Below are 16,898 nucleotides of genomic sequence, written 5' to 3'. Positions count from 1 at the left end.
CCGCATAGGGCTTGCCGTCGCGCACCGGCGGACCGAGCACCAGTCGCGGCGAGTTCATCAGCACGCGCGGCGCGAGGCCGGCAAGCGAGACGATCTCATAGGAACGGGCTGAGGCGTCGCCGACGAAGAAGCGCCTGCCGGCTTCGCCCCAGCCGGCCGTGGCCAGGAAATCGCGCATCGCCAGCGAGCGCGCCGCGCGATCGAAGGCCGCCCCTTGTCCCGACAGTTTCGCCAGGCGGCCGTCGCCCTGATGCGCGAGCTCGACCCAGAGCGTGCCGTCCGGCAGGGCGGTCTCGGCGCGTTCTGGCCATTCGACCAGGGCCGCCCCTTGCGCCAGCGCGTCGTCGAAGCCGAGTTCGTCGAGTTCAGCGGCTGCCGAAAGGCGGTAGAGATCGAAATGATGCACCGGAAAGCGCGTGTCGTAGGTCTGCACCAGCGTGAAAGTCGGGCTTGGCACGTCGAGGCCGGCATCGTCGGCCAGGGCCCGGATGAGCGACCGCGCCAGTGTCGACTTGCCGGCGCCGAGATCGCCTTTGAGCGCCAACACGTCGCCCGGGCGCAGCGCCATCGCCAGGTCTTCACCCAGCCTTGCCGTGGCGGCTTCGTCGGCGAGAAAACGTTCCAGCCCTGCCATGAGGTCCGCTACTCGGCCGCGGCGCGAATGCCCGAGGGCGCGGCCGGGAAGGTGCAGATGACGGTGGTGCCCTTGTCCTTGCCGGTCTCGATGCGGACGCTGCCGCCATGCAGCTCGACGAAGCTTTTGACGATCGACAGGCCGAGCCCGGCACCACGCCGGCGCCCGCCATTGGTCCGCGGCTCGAAGCGGCGGAACACCGAATCCAGCACGTCCGGCGGCATGCCGGGCCCGTCGTCATGGACGGAGAATTCCACGCCGTCGGCGAGTTGGCGGCAGGCGAGGGTGACGGTGCTTGCTTCCGGCGCGTAGTTCGCGGCGTTGCTCAACAGATTGTAGAGAATCTGGCGGATGCGGGTCTCGTCGCCATGGAAGCTCCTCGGCGCCGCCGCGGCTTCGACCTTGAGCGTGATCGAATGCTCCTCCAGCCGGTCGGCCACAAGCTCGGCGGCCGCCGCGATGGTCCGGTCGACGCTGACCTCGGAGATGTCGAGCTGCATGATGCCGGCATCGACGGTGGCGAGATCCAGTATGTCGTTGACGATGGTGAGCAGCACCGAGGAGGACGAGCCGACATGCTCGACATATTCGCGCTGCTTCGGCGTCAACGGCCCGGTCGACGGCAGCGACAGCAGCTCGGTGAAGCCGATGATGTTGGTCAGCGGCGAGCGCAGCTCGTAGGAAACGTGCTGCACGAACTCGTTCTTCAGCTGGTCGGACCGCTCCAGCGCCTCGTTCTTGTCCTTCAGCGCCCGCTCGACATTGACGCTGTCGGTGACGTCGACGAAGGTCATCATCACTTGCCCGTTGGGCAAATGGATCACCGCGTGGCTGAGCACCGTGCCGTCGACGAGCTCGCTCTGGCCGTGGCGGTCGCGGCGTTCGTCGTCGAATCCGGTGATGGCGGCGACGAAGCCGCCCCAAGGGCTGTCCTTGGCACGCCGGTCACAGAGGTCGCGGATCGCCGAGACATGCACATTGGGCTTGACCACGTCCTGGTTTAGACCCCACAGCGCGACGAAAGCCGGGTTCGACAGCCGAAGCCGTCCGTCCGGACCGAACACCGCGACACCCTCGGCAAGATTGTCCAGCGTCTCGCCCTGCACGCGCACCGCCGTCTGGTAGCGGCTTTCGAGGTCCATCTTCTCGGTCAGGTTCTCGAACACCCAGGTGACGCCGCCCTTGGGCTGCGGGTTGGCCACCACGCGGATGGTCTTGCCGTCGGGCAGGTGCCACCAGTGCTCCTGCGATTCGACTGCGCGATAGGCGCCGAGCAGGCCTTCCTTCCAGCGCCGCCACTCCGGCTGTTCGGCGATCTTGCCCTCGCTGCGCAGCCGGTCGAGCAGCAAGGCATTGTCCGGGGCGCTGTGCAGGAAGCCGCTGTCGAGGTTCCACAGTTTCTGGAATGCCTGGTTGAAGAAGCGCAGCTTCTCATTGGCGTCGAAGATGGCAACGGCGGTGTTGAGCTGATCGAGCGTGTCGGCGTGGCTGCGCACCGTGCGCTCATATTCGCCGCGGATGGTTTCGGTGGCGCTGGTGTCGCAGGCAAGTCCAGCCGAGCCGTCCGTGCCGGCGAAATCCGTCACTGAGAACATCCGGCGATCGCCTTCGATCACCGTGGACAGCGTCTGTTCGAACACCGGGCGCGCCTTGTGCTGCTCGGCGATCTGCTCGCGCGCCTGTCCGCCCAGGAATTCCTTGGCCTCGCGCACCGCCGCTTCTGCATTTTGCGCCTCGACCGCCTCGGCATAGGCGCGGTTGACCCATTTCAGCCGGCCGTCGGCGGAGCGCAGCCATGTCGGCATCTTCAGGGCGTCGAGCAGGCCGAGCATTGTCTCGTAGTCGGCGCTGAGCCGCTGGTTCTCGATCTTCAGCCGCGCCTGGCTGCGCAGCGTTTCCGACAGCGACACGAAGCGCACCAGCACATGCGCCGCGCTCTTGCGCCCTTGCACCTCGAGCGGCACTCCGGCCTGTGTCTCGATGACCAGATCGAAGGCCCTTGCCTTTTCGCGCAGGGCCGCCACGGCATGTTCGAGTGCCGCGGCCGAACGCGGCATCAGCCAGCGGCCGAATGCAAGGAAAGCGGCCCGGTCCTCGGGTGCGCCGCTCTCCAGCGGCAATGTTCCGATGAGCTCCGGCTTCTTGTTCTCGGAAGCCCATACCACGACGCGCTGGTCGCGCAGATTGAGCAGCGCCTCGGAACGCTGCAGCGCCGCGTTGACGTCGGCGATTCGGGTCCTGAGTTCGGCGTTCTGCGCCGAAGTGCGGGCTCTTTCGCGGATCAGGAAGATGGCCGAGACAAGGGCGGCCCCCATGACCCCGGCGAACATGGCGAGCTGCATCACCTCGACCGTGCTGACCGACAGCCCGGCCGATTGCGCGACGGTTTCGGCATGAGCCGCAAGGCCAAGCAACGGGCTGCAAAGCGCCGAGCCGGCGAGAAGCGTCGCCGCGCGGGCACCGCCACGCCACAACAGATGCCCGCCCCTGACGGCGGAGCCCGATGTCACCGAATCGCTATGGCCGCCGGAAACGGCCTGTCCCGCGCGAGGCGGGTTTTCCCCCGGCATGTCTTGGTCCTCTTCGCCGCCTGAATGCAAGACCGCCCAGATTGCGTATCCCGGCCCTCGTCCCCCGGACCGCGAATCACAACAATAACGCCTGCTGGAATCGGCGTGAAGAATCATTCCGCGCAAAAATAAAGCCGGGCGAAATGTCAATCGCCCGGCCTCAATATCTAGTGGCAATTTCTGTTTTGGTTAATAGCGGTAGTGTTCCGGCTTAAACGGCCCTTGCGGCGTCACGCCGATATAGGCGGCCTGTTCGCCGGACAGTTCGGTCAGGCGCGCGCCGAGCTTGCCAAGATGCAGGCGCGCGACCTTCTCGTCCAGGTGCTTCGGCAGCACGTAGACCTGGTTCTGGTACTGGCCGTGCTTGCTGTAGAGCTCGATCTGCGCCAGCACCTGGTTGGTGAAGGACGCCGACATGACGAAGCTCGGATGGCCGGTGGCGTTGCCGAGGTTGAGCAGGCGACCCTCGGACAAAAGGATCATCCGCTTGCCGTCCGGGAAGGTGATCATGTCGACCTGCGGCTTTACGTTGGTCCATTTCAGATTGCGCAGCGACGCCACCTGGATCTCGTTGTCGAAGTGGCCGATATTGCCGACGATCACCATGTCTTTCATCGACCGCATGTGGTCAAGGGTGACGACATCCTTGTTGCCGGTGGTGGTGATGACGATGTCGGCGGTGGGTGCCGCGTCTTCCAGCGTGACCACCTCGAAACCGTCCATCGCCGCCTGCAGCGCGCAGATCGGGTCGACCTCGGTGACCTTGACGCGGGCGCCGGCGCCCTTCAGCGAGGCCGACGAGCCCTTGCCGACGTCGCCATAGCCGCAGACCACGGCGACCTTGCCGGCCATCATCGTGTCGGTGCCGCGGCGGATGCCGTCGACCAGCGATTCCTTGCAGCCGTACTTGTTGTCGAATTTCGACTTGGTCACCGAGTCATTGACGTTGATCGCCGGGAACGGCAGCAGGCCCTTCTTCTGCAGTTGGTAGAGCCGGTTGACGCCGGTGGTCGTCTCCTCGGTGACGCCGCGGATCGCTTCCTTCTGCTTGGTGAAGAAGCCGGGCGATGCCTTCAGGCGCTTCTTGATCTGGGCGAACAGGATCTCTTCCTCCTCGCTGCCCGGATTGGACAGCACGTCCTCGCCGGCCTCGGCGCGGGCGCCGATCAGGATGTACATGGTGGCGTCGCCGCCATCGTCGAGGATCATGTTGGAGGTGCCGCCATCGGCCCACTGGAAGATCTTGTCGGTGTATTCCCAATAGTCCTCGAGCGTTTCGCCCTTGATGGCGAACACCGGGATGCCGGCCTCGGCGATCGCGGCGGCGGCATGGTCCTGGGTCGAGAAGATGTTGCACGAGGCCCAGCGGATGTCGGCGCCCAGCGCCTTCAGCGTTTCGATCAGAACCGCGGTCTGGATCGTCATGTGCAGCGAGCCGGTGATGCGCGCGCCCTTGAGCGGCTTCTTGTCGCCGAATTCGTCGCGGCAGGCCATCAGGCCCGGCATTTCGGTTTCGGCGATCTCGATCTCCTTGCGGCCCCAGCCGGCAAGCGAAATGTCGGCGACCACATAGTCCTTGCTACCCGTCATGGCAGTGCTCCGGTGTGATTTGTCTGTGGCACGCGCCGGCGCCGGACGGCGCGTGGAAGGGCGCGAATTGCCGGCCTGACTAGCAGATCGGCATTCAAACGACAATGGGATATAAAGAAATCTTTATTCGTGCATGTCTTTGCGGTAACAATTCCAGGAAAGCGCCAAGCGGTTTTCCGTCCGGAATTGCGTCGGAACAAGAACCCGAGCGAGAACCCGAGCGGATCGGCGATCCCCATCAAACGCTGAATGGCTCCAAGCGCTGTCGGCATACCCCGGGCAAAGACGCCGTCAGCATTCCTCGCCGAAGCGTGAGGCCACCAGCTGCTCCAGTGCGTCGAGCGCCTGCAGGGCTTGCGGTCCGCTGGCGGTGACGCGGATCGAATAGCCTGGGCTTGCCGCCAGCATCATCAGGCCCATGATCGAGGTGCCGCCGACCTTGACACCGTCCTTCTCGACATGGATGGCGGCGTCGAAGCCGCTGGCGACCTGGACGAATTTCGCCGAGGCGCGCGCATGCAGGCCGCGCTGGTTGACGATCGGAAAATCCCGCGCGACGTGGTCTTGTTCCGGCGACAGCGCGTTCATTTGCTGCTCAGGAGCTGGCTGGCAACGTTGATGTATTTGCGCCCGGCGGCCTGCGCCTCGTCGAGCGCGGCGGCCATGTTGTCGCCCTTGCGGATCGAGGAAAGCTTGATCAGCATCGGCAGGTTCATGCCGGCGATGACCTCGGTGCGGCCGGATTCCATCACCGAAATGGCAAGGTTGGAGGGCGTGCCGCCGAACATGTCGGTGAGCACGATCACGCCGGCTCCGCTGTCGACGCGCGCCACCGCGTCGACGATGTCGCGGCGGCGCTGCTCCATATCGTCATCGGCGCCGATCGCCACGGTTTCGAAATTGTCTTGTGGCCCGACGACATGTTCCACGGCATGTCGGAACTCCGTGGCCAGCTGACCGTGCGTCACGAGCACGAGTCCGATCATTCTTTGGTGGCTCCCGTCATCGCCGCTTCACAGGCGCATTTTATGCTCGCCAGCCATTGCAGGCGGCGGGAGCGCTATCTTGTCGACGCGCGGCGCGTTGACAAGCCCAAAATTGCGCAAGCCCTGGCCATTTTGACGCATTGCAGCAAAAAAGCGGAAGCGGATCACAGAAAAGGCGCGATGGAGAGCCGCGCCATGACGGCCGGCAACGCGGTGGCGGCGTTGCGCTCGGCAAGGTCCACGCGCGGCACCGGGCAGCCCGCGACCGGCTCACGGATTTCTTCCTGGAAACGGGCCATCTCGGCCTGCGGCACCAGCCGCACATTGAGGTCGATCACCCCGCCCGGCTCGAACGGCAGCGGGCGTGGAATGAACCCCGGCACCTCGGCGAGGCCGGCAATCGTCGCCGGCACGCGGCAGACCAGCCGCCCGGCATGGGCCGTGGCAAGGAGCCTGTCGTCGCCGATCAGCCGCGAAAACAGCCCGCGCGCGCGGCAATGGTCGATCAGCGTCAGCGCCAGAGTTGTCTTGCCGGCGCCGGACGCTCCGGTGATAAGGACGCCGCGCTCGCCGATCAGGATCGCGGTTCCGTGGATGTTTTCAGGCTTTGCGGCAGGTTCTGGCATGACTGCGTCAGCGATCAACCTTCGGCCGGTAGCGTTACCACGAAGCGCGCGCCCTTGATCTCGCCGGGCTTGGTGCCGGGGATGTTCTCGGCCGTCAGCGTGCCGCCATGCGCCTCGACGATCTGGCGGCTGATCGACAGACCGAGGCCCGAATTCTGGCCGAAGGCTTCGCCGGCCGGACGGTCGGTGTAGAAGCGCTCGAAGATGCGGTCGATGTTGTCGGCCCGGATGCCCGGTCCGTTGTCGTCGACGGTGATGATGTTGAGCTTGCCGGCGCGCGCCAGCGAGACGGTGATGTGGCCATGCTCATCGGGAACGAAGGAGCGGGCATTCTCGATCAGGTTGGTGATCACCTGGCCGATCCTCAGATCATGGCCGACGACGACATAGCCTTTGACGCCTTGCGGCAGCTTGGCCACCTTGAGCTCGATCTCGACCGCCTTCTTGTTGCGCGTCGTTTCGCGCGAAACCGCGATAAGATCGGTGACGAAGGTCTTCAGGTCGACCGTTCCCGCATCCTCGCGCGCGAGCTCGGCATCGAGGCGCGACGCGTCGGAAATGTCGGTGATCAGCCGGTCGAGGCGGCGGACATCGTGCTGGATGATCTCCATCAGCCGCGCGCGCGAATTCTCGTTCTTCGCCAAGGGCAGCGTTTCCACGGCGCTGCGCAGCGACGTCAACGGGTTCTTCAGCTCATGCGAGACGTCGGCGGCGAAGCTCTCGATCGCTTCGATGCGGGCATAGAGCGCGTTGGTCATATCGCGGACGGCGATCGACAGATTGCCGATCTCGTCCTGGCGGTCGGAGAAATCGGGGATCTCCTCGCGGCTCTTCACCCCGCGCCGCACCCTGACCGCGGCAGCCGACAGCCGGCGCAGCGGATTGGCGATCGTGGAGGCGAGCAGCATCGACAGGATGGCGGTGACAAGCGCCGCGATGCCGAAGACGCGCAGGATCGCCTTGCGCTCGGCGGCGACGATCTTGTCGATGTCGCCGCCTTCCGTCGACAGCATCAGGACGCCGAGCACGGCACGGAAACGCTGGATCGGCACCGCGACGGAGACGATCTGCTCGCCCTGCTCGCTGATGCGCACGATGGTCGAGGGGCTGCCGGTCAGCGCCTTGACCACTTCCGGAAACGCCGCGCCGTTGCCGCCCGGCTGTTCGCGATAGACCGGCAGGTCCTTGTTGCGGAAGAAATCGAAGACGAACTTTTCGACACGCTCGACAAGGCCCGGCTGCTCATCGTCGACCGGCGGCAGGTCGTAGCGCAGGATCTGGCCACGCGAATAGAGATGGCGCGAATCGAGCAGCAGATTGGCGTCGCGGTCATAGATGCGGGCGCGTGTGCGCGTCGGCGAGATCAACCGCCGCAGCACCGGGGCGACGCGTTCGGGATTGATCGGGAAGTCGAGATTGTCGAGCTGGTCGGAGCCAGGGCCAAGGCTCTCGCCTGCCTGCAGCTCCAGCAGCTTTTCCGGATCGATGCTGATCGAATCGGTCTCCACCGTCGCCGAGGCCGCGATCGCGCCGGCGATGATCTCGCCCTGCGTCATCAGGCTTTCGACGCGGGCGTCGATCAGCCCGTCGCGGAAGGTGTTGAGGTAGAGGATGCCGGTGACCAGCACCGCCAGGCCGGCAAGGTTGAGGAACAGGATGCGGCGGGTCAGGCTGGAGAAGATGTGATGGCCGAGGAAACGGCGCATAGGCACCGTGATCCTCGACAGGAATGACGGCAGCATCCTGGACGGCCGCCTGACCGCGCCCGCCCTTCTGTTCCGCTCTACGTCGACTGCCATCGAATAGCAGGTCCTGTTTAGTGAGTAGGGGTTAGGCAGTAGGCAGTAGACAAATGCTTGGCTGGGACCGGGGCGATCTATGAGTGCCCGCGGGGGTGCCATTCAGGACTGACTAGCGACTAATCCCCACTGCCTACTGCCCATTCCCTATTCACGCCTCGCGGAACCTATACCCGACTCCGTAAAGGGTTTCGATCATCTCGAAGTCATCATCGACGGCCTTGAACTTCTTGCGCAGCCGTTTGATGTGGCTGTCGATGGTGCGGTCGTCGACATAGACCTGCTCATCATAGGCCGAATCCATCAGCGCATCACGGCTTTTTACCACGCCGGGCCGCTGCGCCAGCGAATGCAGGATCAGGAATTCGGTGACGGTCAGCGTCACCGGCTCGCCCTTCCAGGTGCAGGTATGCCGCTCCTGGTCCATGACCAACTGGCCGCGCTCCAGCGAGCGGGCCTGCTGGCTGGGCTGCTTGGCGGCCGCCTCGCGCGCGCTCGTGCGCCGCAGCACCGCGCGCACCCGCTCGACCAGAAGGCGCTGCGAGAACGGTTTGCGGATGAAGTCGTCGGCGCCCATCTTGAGCCCGAAAAGCTCGTCGATCTCGTCGTCCTTCGAGGTCAGGAAGATGACCGGAAGGTCGGATTTCTGGCGCATCCGGCGCAAGAGTTCCATGCCGTCCATGCGCGGCATCTTGATATCGAGGATGGCGAGATTCGGCGGCCGAGCCGCCAGGCCTTCCAGCGCAGACGCACCATCCGTGTAGGTTTCGACGCGATAGCCCTCGGATTCGAGGGCGATCGACACCGATGTCAGAATGTTGCGGTCGTCATCGACAAGCGCGATTGTTGCCATTTCAAGCGGCTCCCTCATGAGCTGTCCCTTCTTTCGTCGAGAAGGGGCTTTTGCAGGACAAATTAGGTACAAAATGTGGCATAGGCTCCGCGCAGTGTCACGCACAGCGTGCCGGCGGCCGCATTCGCACCCCAACGCGGATTGGACGAACAACGTTTGCCAATCCTTTGGGCAACCACTGTGATTTTTTGCACATATAAACGATTTAAACAACTTTCAAATTTTTTAAATCGATTAATGATTTGATATCATTTGCCTTTTCTGGTTCTGAGCCACTCAGCCCCTACCGGGCTCCGGAAATCCACCGGTCAGACGCGGCAAATCCAGAGAGGAGCATTTGATGTCGGAAGCCGGCACACGCAACCCCGCCTGCGCGATAGACGCGATCGGCCTTAAGACCACGGGCACGGTGCGCTATAATTTCGGCGCCGCCGCGCTCTACGAGGAGGCGATGCGCCGCGGCGAGGCCAGGCTGACCGCGGATGGCGCCCTGGTCGCCGAGACCGGCCAGCATACGGGGCGCTCGCCCAGGGACAAATTCGTCGTCCGCGACGACGCCACCGAGCCGCATGTCTGGTGGGACAACAACAAGGCGATGTCGCCGGCCCAGTTCGATGCGCTGCTTGCCGATTTCCGTGCTCATGCCGCGCACAAGGACCTCTACGTCCAGGATCTGGTCGGTGGCGCCGACACCGACCTGCAGCTGCCGACCAGGGTCATCACCGAATTCGCCTGGCATTCGCTGTTCATCCGCAATCTCCTGATCAGGCCCGAACCGTCGCAGCTTGAGCATTTCGTGCCGGCGATGACGATCATCGACCTGCCGTCCTTCCGCGCCAATCCGGCCCGCCACGGCACCCGCACCGAGACGGTGATCGCTGTCGATCTGACGCGCATGATCGTGCTGATCGGCGGCACCTCCTACGCCGGCGAGATGAAGAAGTCGGTGTTCACCGCGCTCAACTACCTGTTGCCGGCGAAGGGCGTGATGCCGATGCACTGCTCGGCCAATGAAGGTCCGGCCGGCGACGCGGCCGTGTTCTTCGGCCTCTCCGGAACCGGCAAGACGACGCTGTCGGCCGACCCCTCGCGCACGCTGATCGGCGACGACGAACATGGCTGGGGCCCGCACGGCATCTTCAATTTCGAAGGCGGCTGCTATGCCAAGACGATCAGGCTTTCGGCCGAGGCCGAGCCGGAAATCTTCGCCACCACGCAGCGCTTCGGAACGGTGCTGGAAAATGTCGTGCTCGGCGCCGACCGCGTGCCGGATTTCAACGATGGCAGCCTGACCGAAAACACGCGCTGCGCCTATCCGCTCGACTACATCCCCAATGCCTCGAAGACCGGCCGCGCCAGCCATCCCAGCAACATCATCATGCTGACTGCCGACGCTTTCGGCGTGATGCCGCCGATCGCCAGGCTGACCCCGGCGCAGGCCATGTATCATTTCCTCTCCGGCTATACGGCCAAGGTCGCCGGCACCGAAAAAGGCGTCACCGAACCGGAAGCGACCTTCTCGACCTGCTTCGGTGCGCCCTTCATGCCGCGCCACCCGTCCGAATACGGCAACCTGCTGCGCGAGCTGATCGCCCGCCACGGCGCCGACTGCTGGCTGGTCAACACCGGCTGGACCGGCGGCGCCTACGGCACTGGCCGCCGCATGCCGATCAAGGTGACGCGGGCGCTGCTCGCCGCCGCCCTCGACGGTTCGCTGAAGACCGCCGATTTCCGCACCGATGCCAATTTCGGCTTTGCGGTGCCGGTGGCGGTTGCCGGCGTTGACCGCGCCATCCTCGATCCCCGCTCGACCTGGGCCGACAAGCCGGCCTATGACCGGCAGGCGGCCAGGCTGGTAGGCATGTTCGCCGCCAATTTCGAGAAGTTCGAGGAGCATGTCGACGCGACCGTCATGGGCGCCGCGCCGCGCCTGCAGGAGGCAGCCGAGTAACGTCGGGCACATTGCCGCCGTCAAAGGCCCGGCTTCCGCCGGGCCTTTTCTTTTTTGCGCTGCCGCGTCATGACTGCGCGCATGAATGCCGACGACAAGATCATCATCGCCGACGAAGCGGTCATCCACCCGGCCGATTTGCACGAGGATTTCATCCGCTCCTCGGGCCCTGGCGGTCAGAACGTCAACAAGGTGGCCACCGCCGTGCAGCTGCGCTTCGATGCGGCGAATGCGGCGGGTCTGTCCGAGCGCGTGCGCGAACGTACCCTGAGGCTTGCCGGCCAGCGCGCCACCAAGGACGGCGTCGTCGTCATCGAGGCCGGGCGCTTCCGCACCCAGGAGCAGAACCGGGCCGATGCGCGGGCGCGGCTGACCGCGCTGGTCGCCAAGGCGGCCGAGCCGCCGCCGCCGCCGCGCAAGAAGACGAAGCCTTCGAAAGGCGCCGTCGAGCGACGTCTCAAGACCAAGGCCGGGCGTTCCACGGTGAAGAAGCTGCGCGCCCGGGTGGACAACGACTGAGGTTAAGCCGGCGCAGAAACCGCGACAGCCGCTTTCGGGTCGCCGTCCTTCCCCATTGGTGGCATGCTCGGGCGCGCTAACCGGATCGAACGGAAATCCATGCTCGTTTTGCCCAAGGGTGTCCGCCATATGCCCGGCTACCTGCCGCGCCCGGCGCAGGAAGCGCTGGTCGAAGAGATCAGGAAGGTGGTGCAGGCCGCGCCCTTGTTCGTGCCGGCCATGCCGCGCACCGGCAAGGAAATGAGCGTGCGCATGACCAATTGCGGCCCGCTCGGCTGGGTCACTGACAAGGAGCGCGGCTATCGCTACCAGCCGACCCACCCGGTGTCGGGCTTGCCATGGCCGCCGATTCCCGATGAGCTGCTGCAATTGTGGCGTGAGGTGGCGGCCTATCCGCATCCGCCCGAAGCCTGCCTCGTCAATTTCTATTCGAGCGACGCCAAGATGGGCCTGCATCAGGATCGCGACGAGCAGGACTTTTCCGCCCCCGTTGTCTCGGTGTCGCTGGGCGACGATTGCCAGTTTAGGGTCGGCCAGACGACGCGCGATGGCGGCACCAAATCATTTCGGCTGAAAAGCGGTGACGTCGTCGTGCTTGGCGGCGAAGGCCGCCTCTGCTTCCACGGCGTCGACCGCATCTACCCGTCGACCTCGGCCCTGCTGAAGAATGGCGGCCGGATCAATCTGACGTTGCGGCGAGTGACGATGCCCGCGCGCTAACCGAATCTACAGATTTTTCTCCTAGAGCAATTCCAGGAAAAGTGCGCAGCGGTTTTCCGTCCGGAATTGCGTCTCGACAAATCCCTGGCGCAATTCCAGGAAAAGTGCGCAGCGGCTTTCCGTCCGGAATTGCGTCACAACAAATACCCTAGGGCGGGTCAGCGATTCCATAGGCGCTGAACCGCTCTAGAGACGCCAAGGCATTGCCGTCGGGGTCGGGACGATGACAGATATCAGTTTGGCCTTCCATAGACTGCCGATGATATTGAGGGGAGCGGCCCAGATCGTTCGCAGGGATTCGGCCCTCTATCTGTGCATTGTGATCTATACTTTGGCCGGCCTGGTGTTTCTTAACGCGATAGGCGCCACCGACCTGGCGGCATATTCGATATATTTCGGGCGATGGACCTTTCTGAACTGTCTTATACTGCCCACTTTTGCCATCCTTATCGACCTGCTTGTCATTGTACGCCGCTTTGATTCCCGGCGTCGCCTTGCGGCAGGACGGATCTTTTCCACCTCGCGGTTGGCGTATTCGGCCTCCGGCTTGTGCCTTCTCATGGCGCTCATGATCTTCCAGGGCACATTCACCTCGGTGAAAAACGGCATGCCGGTCTGGCAGGGCGGGTTTCCATTCGACGTGGCGCAAGCCAACATCGACGCCTTCCTGCATTTTGGCGCTGATCCGTGGCGCTGGCTTTACGCGGTAGCTGAAAATGATCTGGTTCGCACCGTAGTCGAGTGGAATTACAACGTTTTCTGGTTCCTGCTGAATTTCGGCGCCCTGTTCTTTGTCGCGACGTCGCCCATGGCGGCATCGGTTCGAACGCGTTATTTGGCCTGCTTCATGGCGGTCTGGATCATCGTCGGCAATGTGCTGGCCGCCCTGTTCCTGTCGGCTGGTCCGGCATTTTATGGCGCGGTGACGGGCGACGTGGCCCGATTCGGCGAACAGCTGGCGTTCCTGGCCCATGGGGCCGCATCGCGCAATTCCGCTGTTACCTATCAGCAGTATCTCTGGTCGCTGCACGAGGCCAGGCAGGCGGGTTTCGCCTCGGGCATATCGGCGTTTCCCAGCGTGCATGTCGGCCTGGCAATGCTCAACGCGCTGTTCCTGCGCGAGTACGACCGCCGTCTTGGTGCGCTGGCGTTCCTCTATGTCGTGTTTGTCGCGGTAAGCTCGGTTTACCTCGCCTGGCACTATGCGATCGACGGCTATGTAAGCGCCGCCGTGACGCTCGTCGTCTATGCCATCGCGCGCAAACTGATCCCCGCCGATCCCCGGCCGGCGCTGGATATGCAGACCGCCACCGTCAATCGGCCAGAGGCGGTCGTCACGGCTTCTTGACGCTGGCGAGGATGCGCCGTCGCGGCCAGCCATGGTTTCGGCCGTCTATTCGCAAGATGCCAAGATGAGTTCCCTCGGGATCGCCGGCAAGGATGGTTCCTCACCTGCAGATCCATAAAATTTGAAGTTTCTGAAAAGACGCGGCCATTCCTGAAGCGGTATTTTCAATTTCGAACTTACTATTCTTTAAAAGACGTCATGCGATACCGAGGGCAACGATTGCTCGGGGTATCGTCCTCTCCATGTCTTCTACCGAAATAGGGCAGCATTTCTTGCGGTCCGCCCGGTTTCCGGTGTGGCTCTTGCAAGAGAACCGCCGCAATGCGGCGCTTTACGGGACGATCGCCGCGTTCGTCCTTGTCACCATGCTGGTCGCGACGATCAGGGGTGATTCGATCCTGCAACATGTACTGGAGTATGCAGGCCGCCTCTGGCACTCCTTTCTGTTGCTGAGCTCAGCCATTGTCGTTTGGATCTGTTTCCGCGCGCTCGTGCAGGGCCGTCACCAGTCCCCGGTCAGCTTCGCGGCGGCGAGCCTGAAAGCCTTGCTGCTGTCGAGCATGCTTGCGCGGTATTTCTACGCCAGCGCCATATTGGCGCTCTTCATGGCGGCCTTCCTCTATAACAAGACGATGATACCGGTTGTCGCTCCCTTCCAATGGGACGAAACCTTCTCCCGCTGGGATTCGGCTCTCCTGGGCGGCTATCAACCTTGGCAAATCCTCCAGCCGATGGTCGGCATGCCATGGATCACCCTTGTGTTCGACATCACCTATACCTTGTGGGTGCCGATGGTCTTCCTGTTCTGGGCGGGCCTGCTCGCCAGCCCGCGGGTCCCGGAAGCGGTCCGCGTCCGCTACTGGCGGGCGACCGTCGCCTCCTGGATCCTGATCGGCCTGGTCATGGCGACCATCTTTTCCTCGGCCGGGCCTTGCTACTTCGCGGACGTCGTGCCGGGAACACCCTCGCCCTATGCCGGTCTCATGAGTTACCTTGACGACGTCGCCGCCAGCTATCCGCTGTCGTCAAACTTGACCAGGGATTTCCTCTGGCAGGTCTATACCGGCCAGGTCGACCTGCCCGGCGGCATTTCCGCCATGCCCAGCATGCACAACGCGCAGGCGGCGCTGTTTGTGGTTACCGCATACTCCATCGATCGCAGGTTCGGTCACGCCATGCTGGCCTTCGGCGCTTTGATCTTCTTCGGCTCGATCCACCTCGGATGGCACTACGCGATGGATGGGATCGTCGCCATTCCGGCGGCGCTCGCCATCTGGTGGGCCTGCGGAAAGTCAGGACGGGTGAAACGATTAGGCTTCCTGGACGGCCGGTCTACTGATCCTCTGGAATCCGCCTGACTTTCGGAGCCTGGCAAGAAGAACAGCGAGCACGCTCGCAGCGAGGCGGATCACAGCTTCCGCAGGGCCACTTCCTCGACCAGGTGGTTGGCGCCCTTGCGCAGGATGAGATCGGCCCGCGCCCGCGTCGGCAGGATGTTCTCGCGCAGGTTCTTCAGGTTGATGTTGGTCCACAGTCCTTCGGCGATGGCGCGCGCCGCATCCTCCGACAGCTGCGAATAGCGGTGGAAGAAGGAGTCCGGATTGCGGAAGGCGGTTTCGCGCAGCCGCATGAAGCGCTGGATGTACCACTGGTGGATCAGCTTCTCGTCGGCATCGATGTAGATGGCGAAGTCGAAGAAGTCGGACAGGAAAGGCACGATCTTGCCGTCCCTCGGCAATTTGCCCGGCTGCAGCACGTTGATGCCTTCGAAGATCAATATGTCCGGCCTGTCGATGGTGACGAATTCGCCAGGAATGACGTCGTAGGTCAGGTGCGAATAGACCAGCGCGCGGACATTGCGCTGCGCCGACTTGATGCCGGACAGGAACCGGAGCAGCGCGCCGACATCGTAGCTGTCTGGAAAGCCCTTGCGCTCCATCAGATTGTCGCGGCGCAGGATCTCGTTGGGCAGAAGGAAACCGTCGGTGGTGATGAGATCGACCTTCGGGCTCGATGGCCAGCGCGCCAGCAATTCCTTCAAGACGCGCGCCGTGGTCGATTTGCCGACCGCGACCGAGCCGGCGATGCCGATGATGAACGGCGTCTTGACCACGTCCTGCGCGTTGAAGAAGGCCTGGCGCTGCCGGAACAAGAGCTGACTTGCCTCGACATGCGCCGAGAGCAAGCGGGAAAGCGAGAGGTAGATGCGCTTGACCTCTTCGAGATCGACCGGGTCGTTCAGCGACCGCAAGCGGTCGATCTCGTCCTCGGTCAGCGTCAGCGGGGTGTCGGCGCGGAACTGCGACCATTGCTCGGCAGAGAAGAAACGATAGGGGGAGTATTTCTCGGTAGGAGCAAGCTGATCCATCGAGTTTCCTGCCCTCCCTCGCGGTCAGCCCTTGGGCCGCGACGCCTTTTCGGCAACGCCCGAGCGGCCGGTGCGGCCCTCTAGCTCCTTCAGCACCTCGCCCAGCGGCACGCCGGCGATGCCGAGAACGACCAGCCAATGATATATAAGATCGGCGCTTTCCGAAACGAGGCCCTGCCTGTCGCCGCGGATGGCTGCGATCACCGTCTCGACGGCTTCCTCGCCAAGCTTCTGCGCCGCCTTGTCGATGCCCTTGGCAAACAGTTTCGCCGTCCACGAGTCCGGATCGCCGGAATGGGCGCGTTCCCGGATGGTTCTTTCCAGATCGGACAGCGAAAACTCAGTCATTTTCGCCGTTTAAGCCCGTTGAACCGGCGAGTCCAGCCGCATCGGCAGCCCGGCCCTGGCCATATGCGCCTTCGCTTCGGCGATGGTGTAAGTGCCGAAGTGGAAGATCGAGGCGGCAAGCACGGCACCCGCATGGCCGTCACGAATGCCTTCCACCATGTGGTCGAGCGTGCCGACGCCACCCGAGGCGATGACCGGCGCGCGCACGGCATCGGCGATGGCGCGCGTCAGCGCGATGTCGTAGCCTGCCTTGGTGCCGTCGCGGTCCATCGATGTCAGCAGGATCTCCCCGGCGCCGCGATCGACCATCTTGCGCGCGAACTCGACGGCGTCGATGCCGGTCTTCTCGCGGCCGCCATGGGTGAAGATCTCCCAGCGGTCGGCCTCGCCGGCGCCCGAGACCTTCTTGGCGTCGATGGCCACGACGATGCACTGGTTGCCGAACTTGTCGGCCGCTTCGGCGACGAAATCCGGGTCTTTCACCGCCGCCGTGTTGATCGACACCTTGTCGGCGCCGGCCAGAAGCAGCTTTCTTATGTCGGCCACCTGGCGCACGCCGCCGCCGACGGTGAGCGGCATGAAACAT

At 63.8% G+C, this 16,898-nt stretch carries 16 protein-coding genes; 5 read left to right on the top strand and 11 right to left on the bottom strand.

The window, feature by feature from the left end; genetic code table 11:
* The 8 genes from tsaE to EN781_RS06335 all read right to left on the bottom strand — a co-directional run.
* A partial coding sequence (tsaE, locus tag EN781_RS06375) for a tRNA (adenosine(37)-N6)-threonylcarbamoyltransferase complex ATPase subunit type 1 TsaE (protein ID WP_127399862.1) occupies nucleotides 1–634 on the bottom strand: 634 nt, incomplete at its 3' end.
* 8 nt (nucleotides 635–642) lie between these two features.
* Complete coding sequence (locus EN781_RS06370; protein ID WP_126057120.1) at nucleotides 643–3,204, bottom strand: PAS domain-containing sensor histidine kinase; 2,562 nt, start codon at nucleotides 3,202–3,204, stop codon at nucleotides 643–645.
* 189 nt (nucleotides 3,205–3,393) lie between these two features.
* Nucleotides 3,394–4,794, bottom strand: coding sequence for an adenosylhomocysteinase (gene ahcY / locus EN781_RS06365; RefSeq protein ID WP_126057119.1), 1,401 nt, complete (start codon nucleotides 4,792–4,794; stop codon nucleotides 3,394–3,396).
* A gap of 291 nt (nucleotides 4,795–5,085) precedes the next feature.
* Nucleotides 5,086–5,382 (bottom strand): HPr family phosphocarrier protein, encoded by a 297-nt coding sequence (locus EN781_RS06360; protein WP_126057118.1) that lies wholly within the window; start codon nucleotides 5,380–5,382, stop codon nucleotides 5,086–5,088.
* Nucleotides 5,379–5,780 carry a PTS sugar transporter subunit IIA gene (locus EN781_RS06355; RefSeq protein ID WP_126057117.1) on the bottom strand — a complete coding sequence of 134 codons (402 nt, stop codon included), beginning with the start codon at nucleotides 5,778–5,780 and terminating at the stop codon, nucleotides 5,379–5,381. The genes EN781_RS06360 and EN781_RS06355 overlap by 4 nt, the downstream gene beginning before the upstream one ends.
* A 164-nt stretch (nucleotides 5,781–5,944) precedes the next feature.
* Nucleotides 5,945–6,406, bottom strand: a complete 462-nt coding sequence (locus tag EN781_RS06345) for an HPr kinase/phosphorylase (protein WP_126057115.1) — start codon at nucleotides 6,404–6,406, stop codon at nucleotides 5,945–5,947.
* Between the two features lie 14 nt (nucleotides 6,407–6,420).
* Nucleotides 6,421–8,205, bottom strand: coding sequence for a sensor histidine kinase (locus EN781_RS06340; protein WP_126057114.1), 1,785 nt, complete (start codon nucleotides 8,203–8,205; stop codon nucleotides 6,421–6,423).
* Nucleotides 8,206–8,356: 151 nt separating this feature from the next.
* Entirely contained in the window at nucleotides 8,357–9,058 is a 702-nt protein-coding gene (locus EN781_RS06335; RefSeq protein WP_126057113.1) for a response regulator transcription factor, read from the bottom strand.
* Nucleotides 9,059–9,398: 340 nt separating this feature from the next.
* Between EN781_RS06335 and EN781_RS06330 the strand changes: the two genes are divergently transcribed.
* The 5 genes from EN781_RS06330 (at nucleotide 9,399) to EN781_RS06310 (ending at nucleotide 14,954) form a co-directional block, all read left to right on the top strand.
* Nucleotides 9,399–11,009 carry a phosphoenolpyruvate carboxykinase gene (locus EN781_RS06330; RefSeq protein WP_126057112.1) on the top strand — a complete coding sequence of 537 codons (1,611 nt, stop codon included), beginning with the start codon at nucleotides 9,399–9,401 and terminating at the stop codon, nucleotides 11,007–11,009.
* A gap of 81 nt (nucleotides 11,010–11,090) precedes the next feature.
* Entirely contained in the window at nucleotides 11,091–11,528 is a 438-nt protein-coding gene (arfB, locus tag EN781_RS06325; RefSeq protein ID WP_126059277.1) for an alternative ribosome rescue aminoacyl-tRNA hydrolase ArfB, read from the top strand.
* Between the two features lie 99 nt (nucleotides 11,529–11,627).
* On the top strand, nucleotides 11,628–12,248 hold the full coding sequence (locus EN781_RS06320) for an alpha-ketoglutarate-dependent dioxygenase AlkB (RefSeq protein WP_126057111.1): 621 nt from the start codon (nucleotides 11,628–11,630) through the stop codon (nucleotides 12,246–12,248).
* A gap of 223 nt (nucleotides 12,249–12,471) precedes the next feature.
* Nucleotides 12,472–13,596, top strand: a complete 1,125-nt coding sequence (locus EN781_RS06315) for a phosphatase PAP2 family protein (RefSeq protein WP_126057110.1) — start codon at nucleotides 12,472–12,474, stop codon at nucleotides 13,594–13,596.
* 242 nt (nucleotides 13,597–13,838) lie between these two features.
* Entirely contained in the window at nucleotides 13,839–14,954 is a 1,116-nt protein-coding gene (locus EN781_RS06310) for a phosphatase PAP2 family protein (RefSeq protein WP_126057109.1), read from the top strand.
* Between the two features lie 50 nt (nucleotides 14,955–15,004).
* Here EN781_RS06310 and coaA read toward each other — a convergent pair whose 3' ends face one another.
* The 3 genes from coaA to EN781_RS06295 all read right to left on the bottom strand — a co-directional run.
* The gene (gene coaA / locus EN781_RS06305) at nucleotides 15,005–15,964 is read right to left on the bottom strand and encodes a type I pantothenate kinase (RefSeq protein WP_127399861.1); all 960 of its coding nucleotides are present in this window, start codon (nucleotides 15,962–15,964) and stop codon (nucleotides 15,005–15,007) included.
* A gap of 24 nt (nucleotides 15,965–15,988) precedes the next feature.
* Nucleotides 15,989–16,312: a phosphoribosyl-ATP diphosphatase gene (locus tag EN781_RS06300; protein WP_126057107.1), complete on the bottom strand. Its 324-nt coding sequence runs from the start codon at nucleotides 16,310–16,312 to the stop codon at nucleotides 15,989–15,991.
* A 9-nt stretch (nucleotides 16,313–16,321) separates the two neighbouring features.
* On the bottom strand, nucleotides 16,322–16,898 hold a 577-nt coding region (locus tag EN781_RS06295; RefSeq protein WP_127399860.1), incomplete at its 5' end, for a HisA/HisF-related TIM barrel protein.

The organism is Mesorhizobium sp. M4A.F.Ca.ET.090.04.2.1 (assembly GCF_003999085.1).
Lineage (GTDB): Bacteria > Pseudomonadota > Alphaproteobacteria > Rhizobiales > Rhizobiaceae > Mesorhizobium.
Note: the sequence above shows the minus strand (reverse complement) of the source record. Positions and strands in the feature narration are given on the sequence as shown.